Source organism: Streptomyces sp. ADI95-16 (assembly GCF_003721495.1).
Lineage (GTDB): Bacteria > Actinomycetota > Actinomycetes > Streptomycetales > Streptomycetaceae > Streptomyces > Streptomyces goshikiensis.
This window is the reverse complement of sequence record NZ_CP033581.1, coordinates 5,106,627-5,121,256: the sequence shown is the minus strand read 5'-3', so window position 1 is coordinate 5,121,256 and position 14,630 is coordinate 5,106,627. Positions and strand designations below refer to the sequence as shown.

15 protein-coding genes are annotated in these 14,630 nt (G+C 73.2%); 8 read left to right on the top strand and 7 right to left on the bottom strand.

The window, feature by feature from the left end:
• From EES41_RS22940 to EES41_RS22925, 4 genes are read right to left on the bottom strand one after another with little or no spacing between them, the layout of a single operon-like run.
• Positions 1–372: a TadE/TadG family type IV pilus assembly protein gene (locus EES41_RS22940; RefSeq protein ID WP_123080114.1), complete on the bottom strand. Its 372-nt coding sequence runs from the start codon at positions 370–372 to the stop codon at positions 1–3.
• Between the two features lie 3 nt (positions 373–375).
• Positions 376–1,722, bottom strand: a complete 1,347-nt coding sequence (locus EES41_RS22935; RefSeq protein WP_123080113.1) for an AAA family ATPase — start codon at positions 1,720–1,722, stop codon at positions 376–378.
• Between the two features lie 7 nt (positions 1,723–1,729).
• Positions 1,730–2,431, bottom strand: coding sequence for a Flp pilus assembly protein CpaB (gene cpaB, locus EES41_RS22930; protein ID WP_123080112.1), 702 nt, complete (start codon positions 2,429–2,431; stop codon positions 1,730–1,732).
• Positions 2,432–2,470: 39 nt separating this feature from the next.
• A complete protein-coding gene (locus EES41_RS22925) occupies positions 2,471–3,394 on the bottom strand; it encodes a hypothetical protein (protein ID WP_254211544.1) in 924 nt (307 codons plus the stop codon).
• 339 nt (positions 3,395–3,733) lie between these two features.
• Here EES41_RS22925 and EES41_RS22920 point away from each other — a divergent pair, with 339 nt between their 5' ends.
• Together EES41_RS22920 and EES41_RS22915 are read left to right on the top strand one after the other, a co-directional pair.
• Entirely contained in the window at positions 3,734–5,428 is a 1,695-nt protein-coding gene (locus EES41_RS22920) for a chitinase (RefSeq protein ID WP_123080111.1), read from the top strand.
• 128 nt (positions 5,429–5,556) lie between these two features.
• Complete coding sequence (locus EES41_RS22915) at positions 5,557–6,894, top strand: M14 family metallopeptidase (RefSeq protein WP_123080110.1); 1,338 nt, start codon at positions 5,557–5,559, stop codon at positions 6,892–6,894.
• Positions 6,895–6,976: 82 nt separating this feature from the next.
• On the opposite strand, the gene EES41_RS22910 is transcribed toward EES41_RS22915, so the two are convergent.
• A complete protein-coding gene (locus EES41_RS22910) occupies positions 6,977–7,387 on the bottom strand; it encodes a RidA family protein (RefSeq protein ID WP_123080109.1) in 411 nt (136 codons plus the stop codon).
• Positions 7,384–8,148 (bottom strand): IclR family transcriptional regulator, encoded by a 765-nt coding sequence (locus tag EES41_RS22905; protein WP_123080108.1) that lies wholly within the window; start codon positions 8,146–8,148, stop codon positions 7,384–7,386. The genes EES41_RS22910 and EES41_RS22905 overlap by 4 nt, the downstream gene beginning before the upstream one ends.
• Positions 8,149–8,304: 156 nt before the next feature.
• On the opposite strand from EES41_RS22905, the gene EES41_RS22900 reads away from it, so the two are divergent.
• From EES41_RS22900 to EES41_RS22875, 6 genes are all read left to right on the top strand, one after another.
• On the top strand, positions 8,305–9,585 hold the full coding sequence (locus EES41_RS22900) for an alanine racemase (protein ID WP_123080107.1): 1,281 nt from the start codon (positions 8,305–8,307) through the stop codon (positions 9,583–9,585).
• Positions 9,586–9,593: 8 nt separating this feature from the next.
• Positions 9,594–11,180: an amidohydrolase family protein gene (locus EES41_RS22895; protein ID WP_123080106.1), complete on the top strand. Its 1,587-nt coding sequence runs from the start codon at positions 9,594–9,596 to the stop codon at positions 11,178–11,180.
• Between the two features lie 31 nt (positions 11,181–11,211).
• Positions 11,212–12,219 (top strand): YdcF family protein, encoded by a 1,008-nt coding sequence (locus tag EES41_RS22890; protein ID WP_123082637.1) that lies wholly within the window; start codon positions 11,212–11,214, stop codon positions 12,217–12,219.
• A gap of 83 nt (positions 12,220–12,302) precedes the next feature.
• Positions 12,303–12,488, top strand: coding sequence for a hypothetical protein (locus tag EES41_RS22885; RefSeq protein ID WP_123080105.1), 186 nt, complete (start codon positions 12,303–12,305; stop codon positions 12,486–12,488).
• Between the two features lie 302 nt (positions 12,489–12,790).
• On the top strand, positions 12,791–13,096 hold the full coding sequence (locus EES41_RS22880) for a hypothetical protein (RefSeq protein WP_123080104.1): 306 nt from the start codon (positions 12,791–12,793) through the stop codon (positions 13,094–13,096).
• Between the two features lie 138 nt (positions 13,097–13,234).
• Positions 13,235–13,702, top strand: a complete 468-nt coding sequence (locus tag EES41_RS22875; RefSeq protein WP_123080103.1) for a DUF6083 domain-containing protein — start codon at positions 13,235–13,237, stop codon at positions 13,700–13,702.
• Here EES41_RS22875 and EES41_RS22870 read toward each other — a convergent pair.
• Positions 13,695–14,171, bottom strand: a complete 477-nt coding sequence (locus EES41_RS22870) for a macro domain-containing protein (RefSeq protein ID WP_123080102.1) — start codon at positions 14,169–14,171, stop codon at positions 13,695–13,697. The two genes, EES41_RS22875 and EES41_RS22870, sit on opposite strands and share 8 nt — an antisense overlap.
• Positions 14,172–14,630 lie beyond the last annotated feature (459 nt).

Here is a 14,630-nt window from a genome sequence, read left to right as displayed (position 1 = left end):
TCACTCCTCCTTCTCGTTCGGGGAGCCGCCGTGGCCCTGGACGGTGAGCCCGGTGTTGAGACCCGGGACGAGCACGGGGACCTTCAGGGTGACCGTGACCGTGTAGAGGTCGCCCGAGGTTCCGCAGACCGCCGAGGCCTGCCAGGCGCCGCCGACGTGCCGCGCCGCCGCCTCCTGGCACGCGGGGCCGCCCTTCACCGCCCCGGCCCGCGCCGCCTCGTCCGCCGCGTTGCCCGCCAGCGAGAACGCGTACCCGATCAGGACGCACTCCCACACCGCCGCCACGAGCAGCAGGATCAGCGGCAGCATGCCGACGAACTCGATCGCCACCTGCCCCCCGTCCCGTACCCGTCCGCGTCCGCGTGGGGGCATGCCTCAGCCCTCCCGCCCGCGCCGCGACCAGATGCCGAGCGCGCCCCGGTCGCCGCGGCCGAGCCGGGCCACCGGCCCGCCGGCGCGCACCGCCAGCGCGGCTCCGGCCCCGGCCGCCCCGGCCGGCCCACCGGCCCCCGCCGCCCCGGAGGCGGAGGCCGCCGCCGCCGCGTCCTGGGGCGCCGACAGCAGCCCCAGCTCCCCGGCCAGCGTCCACAGGGCCTGCTTCACGCTCGACCGGTTGTCCAGGTCCTGCACCCGCCCCGCGTCCACGACGGCCTGGAGCTCCTTGAACGCCGCGGGCACCGGGGTGCGGGTGGCCCGGGTCTTGGTGATCTTCTGGATCAGCGAGGGCTGGATCTCCGTGTGCTTGCTCCAGCGGTTGACGACCATCGAGGTGTCCTCCGCCTTGCGGACCTGGAGCCGCTCCCACATCCGGACCATCCGCTTCGCCGCCCGCACCGCGACCACGTCCGGGGTGGTCACCAGCACCGCCACGTCCGCCATCTCCACCGCGGCCGCGTTGGCGCCGGTGACCTGGGTCCCGCAGTCGATGACGACGAGCTCGTAGCGGCCGCGCAGGGCGCCGACGATGTGCCGGGCGGCCCGGTCGTCGACCTCCTCGCCCCGCTCCCCGTCGCCCGGGGCCAGCAGCAGCGCGAGGCCGGTCCGGTCCTCGTACACCGCGTCCTGGAGCACGCGCGGCGAGATGTCCTGGATCCCGGCGAGGTCGGCGATCGAGCGCCGGAACCGCACGTCGAGGTACGAGCCCACGTCCCCGGCCTGGAGGTCCATGTCGACCAGCACGGTGCGCCGCCCCGAGGCGGCCGCGGCCAGCGCGAACTGGACCGCCGTGAAGGTGGTGCCGACGCCGCCCTTGGCACCGGTCACCGTGACCACCCGGCCGCCGGGGCCCGTGAACACGTCGGCGCCGCGCCCCAGGTGGCGGCGTACGCCCACGGACCACTGGGCGGCGGCCTGGACCCGGGACGCGAGTTCCTCGTAGGCGACCGGCAGGCCGATCAGGCCCCGCGCGCCGGAGTCCATGGCGGCGGAGAACAGGGCGGGCCCGGCGTCGGAGGACAGCAGGACGACCCCCACCGCCGGGAAGCGGAGGGCGACCTCGCGGATGAGCTCCAGGGCCGGCAGGGGGCCGATCCGCTCGTGTACGAGGACCACCTCGGGCAGCTCGTCGATCGACTCGGTGGCCAGCCGGCCCAGCGTGTCGAGCAGCGCGGTGGAGTCGGTGACGGGCACGGCCGGTTCGGCGGCCGGGAGCTGGCTGAGGAGGGTCGAGATGGCGCGGGCGGCGTCCGGGTCGCCGACCGCGGGGAGGATTCGGGTCGTCATCCGGGCCTCACTTGTCCCCTTCGAGGGTGTACGAACGGTCGCCCGGGCTCACCGGCGATTCGGGGCCGGCCGCCACCAGGGCCAGGCGGACGTGTTCCGCGAAGGACTCGGCGTACGCGACGCGCTGGGTGTCCTTGGTGCTGAGGGCGAAGGTGATCGGGACGGCCTCGCTCGGGCCCTTCTTGTCGCTGGCCTTGTCGAGGGGGGTGAGCTTGCCGACGTTGATGACCCGGGCGCCCGCGACCATGACCAGGGACTGGTCGGGGTCGGTCGGCTTCTTGCCCTTGAAGGTGCCCAGGATGTTGACCCTGGCCCCCGGGGTGATCTTGCCCGCCACCCCCGTCGCCGCGTCGATCATGATGGCGATCTCCTGCTCCCCGGCCTGGAGCTGCGGCCGGGCGACGAACATGTCCGTCTGGAGCAGCGAGCCCTTCTTGAGGGTGGTCAGCGCGATCTTGTCCTTGAGCGCGCCGAGGTCGGTGACGGCGGTGTCCGACAGCCAGCGCTTGGGGACCGTGATCTGCTCGAACTGCCCGGCCGACAGCGGGCTATACGGCGCGATGTCACCCTTCACGCGGTAGGCCACGACCTCGGACCCGACCTTGGAGTTGACGTCGCCGATCACCATGAGCACCCCGGCGAACGCCGCGAGGGCGCACAGGACCGAGAGGAGCAACAGGATGACGCCGCGGCGCTGGCGTGAGTTCATGTGCCGTACTACCTCGCCGTTCTTCGATCGTTCGGGCGGTCAGGATCTGGCTCTGTACGGGGCGGTGGCGTCGGCGGCGGCCTGCGGCGGCGGCGGCGCTGTGAGCGGGGCGGAGCAGAAGCCGCAGCGGTCGCCGATCAGCTCCGCGCCGCACCAGCGGCACTCCTCGCGGCGGACCGAGGCCACCAGCTGGTAGAGCACGGCGGGATCCGGGATGGCCGCGGCGAACTCGACGAGCTTTCCGGTGGCCCACCAGCCGGGCGAGTCGGCGGGCAGCGGGTTCTCCATGACGCCCTGGACCTGCCAGGCGGGGGCGAGTTCGGCCGTCACCCAGTCGGAGGCGAGCTGGCCCCGGGCGAAGGTGAGGTGGGTGGCGAACTCGGGCCCGGGAGGCAGTCCCGCGCCCCCGGCGTGCGCCCCGCCCCCGCCCCTGCCGCTGCCGCTGCCGCCGCCGCCGCCCAGCTTGAGCAGGTGCGGCGCGGGGTTGGCCAGTACGGCGAACTGCGCGCTCGGGGACCAGGACCGGGCGTGGGCCCCCAGGCCGACGGGGACCCGGTCGAGCTTGGCGACCGAGCCCAGCAGGGCGCCCGCGTAGATGTAGTGGGAGAGCAGCCGGGCGGCGGAGGCGATGACTCCGGGGCTGAAGTCGCAGACGCTGAGCTGGCGCAGCTGGCGTACCAGCAGGGCGGTGGCCAGCGGTGGCAGGTCGATGTCGAGGAGCGCGATCCGGTCGGTTTCCAGGATCGCCCGTACGGTGTGCAGCCGCCGGGTCGTCGCGGCGGGCAGCCAGGGCGGTAAGACGACCACGAGGTGTCCGTACCGCTCCAGCAGGGCGGCGGTCTCGGCGAGCGAGCCCTCCAGGTCGAGCCGGTCCGGCGGGTGCAGGACGGCGGCCGCCGGAGTGTGCCGGTCAGGGGCCGGCAGTACCAGGTCGGCGCTGGTGACAGCGATGGCGGTCAGCACGCGGATCCCCCCGTTCACCCTGTACGCCCCGGGCCTTCCCGATGGCCGGCGCGTACGCGCACGTGCTGCGCGACCGCACCCGATCGGCGCCCTTCCCCCTTGCCCCAGCACCATATCCGCGTCACCCCTGGCAGGGCAGGGCCTTGGGAATTCCCGTGCCCTGAGCACCTGTCACAGGTGGCGGGAAATCCGGACAACAGGGATCGGCCGGCCGGTCGTTCCAAGCCACATCGCACAGACCCTTGACACGGGGATTGGACTAGACCAACTTGGCTGCGGGGCACCCCACATGCCCCCGGCGCGTTCTTCACATCCCCTTCTCCCCCCACCGGAGCCCACGTGAACCGCATACGCTCCCTCGCCCTGCTGGGCGCCGCCACCCTGACCGCCGGCGGCCTGACCGTCCTCGCCACCGGCACCGCCCAGGCCGCCGACGTCAACGTCGCCCGCAACGGGGGCTTCGAGTCCGGCCTCGCCGGCTGGTCGTGTTCGGCCGGCAGCGGCGCCGCCGTCTCCTCGCCCGTCCACACGGGGGCCGGCGCCCTCAAGGCCACCCCGGCGGGCTCGGACAACGCCCGCTGCGGCCAGAGCGTCACGGTCAAGCCGAACTCGACGTACACGCTCAGCGCCCAGGTGCAGGGCTCCTACGTCTACCTCGGCGCGACCGGGACCGGCACCCAGGACGTCTCCACCTGGACCCCCGGCTCGGGCTCCGGCTGGCAGAAGCTCTCCACCACCTTCTCCACCGGCCCGAACACCACCCAGGTCACCGTCTACACGCACGGCTGGTACGGCCAGCCGGCCTACACCGTCGACGAGTTCAGCGTCTTCGGCCCGGACGGGGGCGGCGGCACCGACCCCGGCCCGTCGGTTCCCGGCGCCCCGGGCGGGGCCGCCGTTTCCGGCCAGAGCGCGAACGGGCTCGCCCTTTCGTGGAACGCGGTCGGCGGGGCCGGCGGGTACCACGTCTACCAGGACGGCGTCCACGTCCAGACCGTGTCCTCGGCCTCCGCCCAGATCACCGGGCTCGCGCCGGCCACCTCGTACGCCTTCCAGGTGAGCGCGTACAACGCGGCGGGCGAGGGCCCCCGGTCGGCGCCCGTCACCGGCACCACCACCGGCGGCGGCAACCCAAACCCCAACCCGTCGGTCCCGAGGCACGCCCTGACCGGGTACTGGCAGAACTTCGACAACGGCGCGACCGTCCAGAAGCTCTCCGACGTCTCCGCGCAGTACGACATCATCGCCGTCTCCTTCGCCGACGCCACCACCACGCCCGGCGCCATCACCTTCAACCTCGACTCGGCGGGCCTCGGCGGCTACACGGTCGCCCAGTTCAAGGCCGACATCGCCGCGAAGAAGGCGGCCGGCAAGTCGGTCATCCTCTCGATCGGCGGCGAGAAGGGCACCATCTCGGTCAACGATCCGGCCTCCGCGAACAACCTGGCGAACTCGGCGTACGCGCTGATGCAGGAGTACGGGTTCTCGGGGATCGACATCGACCTGGAGAACGGCCTGAACCCGACCTACATGACGCAGGCGCTGCGCTCGCTGTCGTCGAAGGCGGGCCCCTCGCTCGTCATCACGATGGCGCCGCAGACCATCGACATGCAGTCCACCCAGGGCGGCTACTTCAAGACGGCCCTGAACATCAAGGACATCCTCACCGTCGTCAACATGCAGTACTACAACAGCGGCTCGATGAACGGCTGCGACGGCAAGGTCTACTCCCAGGGCTCGGTGGACTTCCTGACCGCGCTCGCCTGCATCCAGCTGGAGGGCGGCCTCGACCCCTCGCAGGTGGGCATCGGCGTACCGGCCTCGCCGAGCGGCGCGGGCAGCGGCTACGTCTCCCCGACCGTCGTGGGCAACGCCCTCGACTGCCTGGCGCGCGGAACGGGCTGCGGGTCCTTCAAGCCGTCCAAGACATACCCCGGGCTGCGCGGCGCGATGACCTGGTCGACCAACTGGGACGCCAAGGCGGGTCACGCTTGGTCGAACGCGGTGGGTCCGAAGGTCCACGCGCTCCCGTAGGCGGTACGTGTGGGGGTGGCCTGAATCGGCCCGGCGAACACACCGGGTTCTTGACCGTGACATGCCACGAGAGCACGCTGTGCGCACGTCCGCACGGCTACCCCCACACTCCCCACCCAGGAGATCGCATGCGGCTCCACACCCGCCGAAGGGCAGCCGTCACGGCCGCCCTCCTGGCGCTCGCACTCGGCGCGCCCGCCTACGGAATGAGCGCCACGGCGTCGCCACCGCCCACCCCGTCCACCGCCACCCAGGACGAGGCCGTCGTCCAGTACCGGATCCACGGCCCGTCCACGGTCGCCGACCGCACGGCCCTGCTGCGCACGGGCGTCTCGATCGACGAGGTGGACGACCACACCGTCGTCGTCAGCGCCGACACCATGCAGGCCAGGAGCCTGAAGGCGCTCGGCTACCAGATGACCGCCCTGCCCGGCCCGCCGGACCGCTCCCTGCCCGGCATCGCGGCGAGCCCGATGGACTTCCCGTCCGCGGACTCGAAGTACCACAACTACGCCGAGGCGAACGCGGAGATCGACCAGCGCATCGCGCAGTACCCCGGGATCATGAGCAAGCGGGTCATCGGGAAGTCGTACCAGGGCCGCGATCTCGTCGCGATCAAGATCAGCGACAACGTCGCGACCGACGAGAACGAGCCCGAGGTGCTCTTCACGCACCACCAGCACGCCCGCGAGCACCTGACCGTCGAGATGGCCCTGTACCTGCTCAAGGAGTTCGGCTCCAAGTACGGGACCGACAGCCGGGTCACCAACATGGTCAACGGCCGCGAGATCTGGATCATCCCGGACCTCAACCCGGACGGCGGCGAGTACGACATCGCGACCGGCTCGTACCGCTCCTGGCGCAAGAACCGGCAGCCGAACTCGGGCTCCTCGTACGTGGGCACGGACGAGAACCGGAACTGGGACTACAAGTGGGGCTGCTGCGGCGGCTCCAGCGGCAGCAAGAGCTCCGAGACCTACCGGGGCGCGGCCGGCGAGTCGGCGCCCGAGGTGAAGGTGGTCGCGGACTTCGTGCGCAGCCGGGTGGTCGGCGGCAAGCAGCAGATCAAGGCCGCGATCGACTTCCACACGTACAGCGAGCTCGTGATGTGGCCGTTCGGGTGGACGTACAACGACACCGCGCCGGGCATGACCGCCGACGACCTCGCGGCGTACAAGAAGACCGGCCTCAGCATGGCGGCCAGCAACGGCTACACGGCGGAGCAGTCGAGCGACCTCTACATCACCGACGGCACGATCGACGACTGGCTGTGGGGCAACCAGAAGATCTTCTCCTACACCTTCGAGATGTACCCGTCCTCGGGCGGCGGCGGCTTCTACCCGCCCGACGAGGTGATCGACCGCGAGACCGCGCGCAACAAGGACGCGGTGCTCCAGCTGCTGGAGAACGCGGACTGCATGTACCGCGCGATCGGCAAGGAAGCGCAGTACTGCACGGGCGCGTAACGCGTAACGCGTAGTACTCAGCGCTCAGCGCTCAGGTGATCCGGGGCGCCCCACCGCCAGGGGGGCGCCCCCTCCGCGCGCCCTACGACAGGACGGCGAGCGCGTCGATCTCGATGAGCAGCCCGGCCGGCAGGCCGACGTACACGGTCGTCCGGGCGGCGGGGGCCTCCTTCAGGCCCTGCTCCTCGAAGTAGGCGTTGTAGATGTCGTTCATCTCGGCGAAGTGGCCGGTGTCGGTCAGGTAGACGCGGATCATCATCACGTCGTCCCAGCTCGCGCCGCCGGCCTCCAGCACCGAGCGGACGTTCTCCAGCGTCTGGAGGGTCTGCGCGCGCAGCGTCGGCCCGGCGGGCGTGGGCCCCCGGCCTTCCACGTGCGGGAGGAAGCCGACCTGGCCGGCGACCTGGAGGATGTTCCCCTTGCGGACGCCGTGCGAGAACTTCGCGGGCGGGGCGGTGTGGGTGGCGGGCGTGACGGCGGTCTTCTCGGTCATGACGGCAACGGATCCCTCTGTGCGGAGCCGGAGTACTCCCGGCTGATGGTGTCGGCGGTACGGCGCACCAGGGGCAGCAGTTCGAGCAGCCCCTCGGCGGCCACCACCACGGTGGGCGCGGAGATCGACAGGGCGGCGGCGACCCGCCCGTCGGGCCCGCGGACGGGCGCGCCGACGCAGTTGACTGCCTCTTCGTGCCCCCCGAGGTCGGTGGCCCAGCCCTGCTCCCGCACGAGGGCCAGCTCGCGCAGGAACGCCTCCGGTCCCGGGGTCGAGCGGGCGGTGTAGCGGGGGTATTCGATCCGCCCCGCCAGCGCCTCGCGGTCGCCCTCCGGGAGGTCGGCGACGAGCAGCTTGGCGACGGCGGCGACGGTGAGGGGGACGGGCCTGCCGATGCGGGAGTACAGGCGGACGGGGTAGCGGCTCTCGACCTTGTCGATGTACACGACCTCGTCGTCCTGGTGGAGGGCGAGGTGGACGGTGTGGCCGGTGAGCCGGCCCAGCTCGACGAGGTGGGGGTGGGCGACGGCGCGGACGTCGAGGTTCTCAACGGCCTCGGCGGCCAGCGCGAAGAGGCGGGACCCGAGGCGGTAGCGGCCGTCGGGCTGCCGGTACGCGAAGCCGTGCTCCCCGAGGGTGCGCAGGAGGCGGAGCGCGGTGCTCTTGTGCACGCCGAGCTCCTCGGCCACCTCGCCGAGCCCGGCCGGGCCCCGCGCGAGCAGCGGCAGGATCCCCAGCGCCCGCTCCACCGACTGGCTCACGCCGTGCCCCTCCCGTTTCCGCTCCGCGCACCGCTGCGCGGCGGGAGCGTGCGGCAGGGCGGACGTTGACCCGCCGTCACGCGGGATGTTAGACAGCTCGCAGCGCCATACGCAACGACCGTTGCACCACCCGCAACGCCCCGGGAGGCACCGCACATGCCCAGCGACCCCGTCCAGGCCCTCGCGGCCGAACCGGCAGACCACCGCTTCAAGGGCCTGCCCCCGGACGCCGCGTCGCTCGGCCTCACCGTCGGCGACCTCGCCGCCGAGCGCCGGAACCTGTACACCGGCGGGTTCACCACCCCGGTGCTCACCCTCGACGCGGACGCCCTGGAGCACAACCTCGCCGCCCTCGGCGAGTACGCCGGCCGCCACGGCCTCGCCTTCGCGCCCCACGGCAAGACCTGCATGGCCCCGCAGCTGTTCCGCCGCCAGCTGGACCACGGCGCCTGGGGCATCACCGCCGCCGTGCCCCACCAGGCCCGCGTCTACCGCGCCTTCGGCATCCAGCGGATCTTCCTCGCCAACGAGCTCGTCGACCCCGCCGCCCTGCGCTGGGTCGCCGCCGAGCTCGCCGCCGACCCGGGCTTCCGCTTCGTCTGCTACGTCGACTCCGTGCGCGGCGTCCAGCTGATGGACCGGGCCCTCCAGGGGCAGGGCGCCACCGTCGACGTCGTCGTCGAACTCGGCGCCGGCGAAGGGGCCCGTACCGGCGCCCGGAGCGACGAAGACGTCCGCGCCGTCGCCGACGCCGTCGCCCGGGCCACCACCCTGCGCCTCGTCGGCATCGCCGGGTACGAGGCCGAGGTCCCCGGCGCCGACCCGGAATCCGTCCACGCCTACCTGCGCCGCCTCACGGGCCTCGTCGTCGAGTTCGACGAGGCCGGCCGCTTCCCCGCCGGTCTCGACGAGATCGTCGTCAGCGCCGGCGGCTCCGCCTGGTTCGACGCCGTCGCCGACGTCTTCGCCGAACTGCCCGAACTGTCCCGGCCCACCCTGCGGCTGCTGCGCTCCGGCGCGTACGTCTCCCACGACCACGGCTGGTACACCCGCCTCACCCCCTTCAACCGGGTCCCCGAAGAGGGCGGCCTGCGCCCCGCGTTCCGCCTGTGGACCCAGGTCGTCTCCCGCCCCTCCCCCACCCAGGCCTTCGTCAACGCCGGCAAGCGCGACGTCGCGTACGACCTCGGCCTGCCCGAGGCCGAGCTGGTGCGCGACGCGCTGACCGGCGAGGAGCGGCCCGCCACCGGCATCCGCCTCGTCAAGCTCTCCGACCAGCACGCCTGGCTGGAGACCGACTCCGCCGACGACGTGGCCGTCGGCGACTGGGTGGCCCTCGGCATGTCCCACCCCTGCACCATCTTCGAGAAGTGGCCGCTGATCCCGGTCGTCGCGGCCGACGGCACCGTCACCGACTACGTCCGCACCTTCTTCTAGCCGCGCCGGTGGACCTGGTCATCCGCGGGGCCCGCGTCGTCGACGGCACGGGCGGGCCCTCCTACACCGCGGACGTCGCCGTCCACGCGGGCCGCGTCGCCGAGATCGGCCGCGTCCGCGCGGGCGGCCGGCGCACCCTGGACGCCCACGGGCTCGCCTTGGCACCCGGGTTCATCGACATGCACGCCCACAGCGACCTCGCGCTGCTGCGCGATCCGGACCACAGCGCCAAGGCCGCGCAGGGCGTGACCCTCGAAGTCCTCGGCCAGGACGGGCTCTCGTACGCCCCCGTGGACGACCGCACGCTCACCGAGGTCCGCGCCGCCATCGCCGGCTGGAACGGCGGCGCCCCCTGGGACCCGGACGACGACCTCGACTTCGGCTGGCGCACCGTCGGCGAGTACCTCGACCGCCTCGACGCCACCGGCATCGCGGTGAACGCCGCCTACCTCGTCCCCCAGGGCACCGTCCGCGCGTACGCTCTCGGCTGGGACGACCGCCCCGCGACCCCGGCCGAGCTCGACCGGATGCGGCGGCTGGTCGCCGAGGGCCTCGCGCAGGGCGCCGTCGGCATGTCCTCGGGGCTCACCTACACCCCCGGCATGTACGCCTCAGGCGCCGAACTCACCGAGCTGTGCCGGGTGGTGGCCGCGTACGGCGGCTACTACTGCCCGCACCACCGCTCGTACGGGCGCGGCGCGCTCGGCGCCTACGCGGAGATGGTCGAGCTGACCCGCGGGGCCGGCTGCGCGCTCCACCTCGCCCACGCCACCATGAACTTCGGCGAGAACGAGGGCCGCGCGGGCGAGCTCCTCGCCCTCCTCGACGACGCCCTCGCCGGCGGCGCCGACATCACCCTCGACTCCTACCCGTACACCCCGGGCTGCACCACCCTCGTCGCACTGCTCCCCAGCTGGGCGGGCGAGGGCGGCCCCGAGGCGGTACTGGCCCGGCTGCGCGACGACGCCGAGGCCGAGCGGATCCGGTACGCGCTGGAGGTCACCGGCGCCGACGGCTGCCACGGGGTGCCCGTCGACTGGTCGGCCATCGAGATCTCGGGGACGGCGGACCCCGCGTACGGGGCGTACGTCGGCACCCGCCTCGACGGCTGGGAGAGCGCCCGCCGGCTGCTCCTCGGCGACCGCCTGGGGTCCACGGTCCTCCAGCACGTCGGCCACGAGGAGAACGTCCGGGCGATCATGCGCCACCCCGTCCACACCGGCGGCTCGGACGGCATCCTGCGCGGCGCGAAGCCGCACCCCCGGGCGTACGGCACCTTCCCCCACTACCTCGGCCGCTACGTCCGCGAACTCGGCGTGCTGTCCCTGGAGGAGTGCGTGGCCCACCTGTCCGGCCGCCCGGCGGCCCGGCTGCGGCTGCCCGACCGGGGCCTGGTCCGCGAGGGGTACCGCGCCGACCTGGTCCTCTTCGACCCGCAGACCGTCGCGGCCGGCGCCACCTACGAGAACCCGCGCGTGCTGCCGGCCGGGATCCCGTACGTCCTGATCGACGGCCGCTTCGTCATGCGCGACGGCCGCCGCACCGACGTCCTCGCCGGCCGCTCCGTCCGCCGCACACCGCACGACGGCCGCTGAGGGGGCACCGCCCCCGCCTACCATGGGCGCCATGATCGCCTTCGTCCCCGCCGCGCTCTTCCTCTTCCTCTTCTGCGTGAGCGCGCGGGCGGACCGCAGGCGCTTCCAGAACGCCGTCCTCCTCGGCCTCACGCTCATGTTCGCCTCGGTCGGAGTGCTGCTCCTGCTCCCCGGGCTGCCGTCGCCGCTCGACACGATCGCGATGCTGCTGGTCTTCCTCGTACCGTCCCTCGGCATCCTCGCACTCGGCGCCTTCCTGATCGGCAACGGCCTGACGATGGTCCGCAAGGAGGGCGGCAGCCCGGCCAACCTGCTGTCCCTGGCGGCGGGGGTGGGGATCTTCGCCCTGATCGCGCTGGTCGTCATCGTCCCCGACCGGGGCTCGCGCCTGGTGGACTCTCTCGTGGTGTGCCTGGTGCTGCTCGCCGGGTACGTCTCCTTCCTCTTCGTCTGCTTCCTCGCCTACGCCTACCTCTACGGGCGGATCACGGTGCGCGGGAACGTCGACTACGTGGTGGTGCTCGGCTCCGGCCTCATCGGCGGCGAGGACGTCCCGCCGCTGCTGGCCTCCCGCCTGGGGAAGGGCCACCGGATCCACACCGCCCAGCTGGCCCGCGGCGGCCCGGCGCCGCTGCTGCTCGCCTCGGGCGGGCAGGGGCCGGGCGAGCGGGTCCCGGAGGCCCGGGCCATGGCGGACTGGCTGATCGCGCGGGGCGTTCCGCAGGAACACGTACGGCTGGAGGACCGCTCCCGCACCACGGAGGAGAACCTCCGCTTCAGCCGGGAACTGATGCGGGAGGAGAACCCCGGGTACCGCTGCGTGGTCGTCACCAACAGCTTCCACGCCTTCCGGGCGGCGATGACCGCCCGCAGGGCCGGGGTCAACGGCCAGGTGCTGGGTTCGCCGACGGCGGCGTACTTCTGGCCGAGCGCCACGATCCGCGAGTTCGTCGCGGTGTTCTGGGAGCACCGGGTGGTCAACCTGGGCATCTGCGCCGCCATCGCGGCCCTCACGGCGCTGGTGGCCGTCACCACCTGAGCGCGGGCGCGGGGCGGCCGAAGTGCGTTCATGGCGATGTCGCCGCAGGATGGGGGCCAGGGGGCGACTGGAGGGAGCATGCGATGGACACTGAATCGGACCAGCAGCCCGGCCGGCCGGCGAAGCTCTACACCGGCGGCGAGCGCCCGTACGACCCCGAAGACCTCGTGATGGCCACCGGCGCGGACCCGACTCCGGAGCGGATCCAAAAGGCCCGCCAGCTGATCGAGAAGGAGGGCCCGCAGGTCATCGAGCGCTACCTCCCGTAACACCCCGGGCTCCGCGAAAGGACGCCTCACACGCCGGCGAGGCCGAACCGCCGCTCAGCACCCTCCCGTCGGCGTGCGGGACGCCAGAGCGCGCGGGCAGGCGTGTCTGAACTGCCGGGCGAGCGCGGCGAAGCACCCCGCCCCCTTGGCGCGGCCCCCGAATCGCCCGTCGTCGCGGCCCGGAGTTCGACGCCGCCGTCGTGGTCGACCCGGACGGGATCACCGCCGCCCGGCCCGCCACGTACGGGGATCGGGCCGCAATGCCTGGGAAGCGCCCCGGGGCTCTCGGTAGCGTGCCAAGCATGGACACGACAGCGGAGCCCCCGCGCACCGACGAGAACGAGAAGACCGAGAAGACCGGTTGGGGCCTGGCGGTCCTCTTCTCCGGCGGCCTGCTCGCCTGCGTCCGCCACGGCGGCACGAGCGGCTGGTGGATCGCCCTGTGGGCACCGCTGCTGATCCTGGCCGCCCTCGTCACGGCGTACGAGTGGTCCGTGTCGGCCCGCATCCGCTTCCGGATGGGCCCCTGGGAATGGTTCGCCCTCCTCGGTACGCACGTGGGCCTGCTGCTCGGCGGCGGCATCGCCGTGGGCCTGCTCGACCCCTGAGCAGGAGGCCCGCACCGCCCGCACCCGGTGCGGTGATCGATGTTCCGCCCACCGGCCGCATGGGTAGGTGTCTCCGCGAACACCCGCTCGGGGCAGGGGATCGCGGGATCAGTGGGAGCAGGGGGGGCTGGGCGATGAGTGACGCATGCCGGCGCGGAGGCAATCGGCGACCGCGCCACGGTGGCCACGTACCCCGACTCCGGTGATCCCGTGATGGCGACGATGCCGAGCCCGGTGCAGCCGGAAGGCCCGGTGCTGCTGGGGCAGGTCCTCGCGGACGCCCTCGCGGACATCGGCAGACCCGACGCCCGCGCCGGCCGCCCCGCGACCTGCCGGGCCTGCGGCGATCCGGCGGTCTGGCACCGCACGGCGGACGGCCGGTGGGTCCTGATGCAGCCCGGCGGCGTGCCGTACCACCTGGTCCCCACCGGTCAGCGCTGGCGCATCGCGGGCGACGGCACCGCCGCGAACCTCGCCCCCGCCGCCCCCGATGGCACCTGCCGGATCACCCACTTCGCCGTGTGCCCGCTGGGCGCGCCCCCGAAGGCCCCGCACCTGCTGCGGCTCTGGCGACACGGCGCGGCCCGGCTCGGGCGGCTCACGTGACCTCGTAGACCGTCACGTCCACGTCCCGCGCGCAGAGCGCGCCGGTGATCAGCGGTTCGATACGGGACCACTTGCCGCCGGCGAGCCCGCACCCGATGCGCGGCATGTGGACCGAGGCGCCCAGCTCGACGGCATGGTCGGCGAGCGCCGCCAGGCAGCGCTCCACCGCGTCGTAGCGGATCGGCGGGCCACTGCTCCCGGTCCGGGTGCCGCGCTGGCCGACCATGTTGGCCACCCACACGTCCGGCTGCACCCGCACCAACTGGACGGCGCCGAGCCCGAAGTCATTGCCGCTTCTCCCGCGATGCCACTCCCGGTACCGCGCCTCGGGCTCGGGCCAGCGCTTCGAAATCGCCAGCACGAAGCCCTTGCCCCAGCCGCCGACGTCGTTGCAGACGTGCGCGATGATCTTCGGCCCCTTGGCCTGGGGACAGGTCGCATCCCCCGCAATGATCTTGAGTGGCTTCACGGGGCCATTGTCACCGGCGGCGCGGGAGTGTGCGGGGTCCCTGCGGGGCGGGATGGGGACGGCGGCGGGTGCGCTCGTCGGGCGGGGTGGGGGTGTGCGGGATCCGCGCGGGGCGGGATGGGGACGGCGGCGGGTGCGCTCGTCGGGCGGGGTGGGGGTGTGCGGGATCCGCGCGGGGCGGGATGGGGACGGCGGCGGCGGTGCCCGTCGGGCGGGGTAGGGCTGTGCGGGGTCCACCGGACCGGAATCGGACAGTGCTGGGGGCTTCCCGCCAGTCTCACTGTCCTTCCGGTTCGGTCCGGCCCGTCAAGGGCGCTCCCTTCGGTCGCGTCGCTTCGCGATGGCCTTCGGCCACCCTTGACAGCCCGGCCCGCCCCGGAATGCCAAAGACTGTCGGGAACCCCCCAAAGAACGGTCAGGGGGGAACGAGACCACGGAGCCATCGCAAGACGCCTGGGC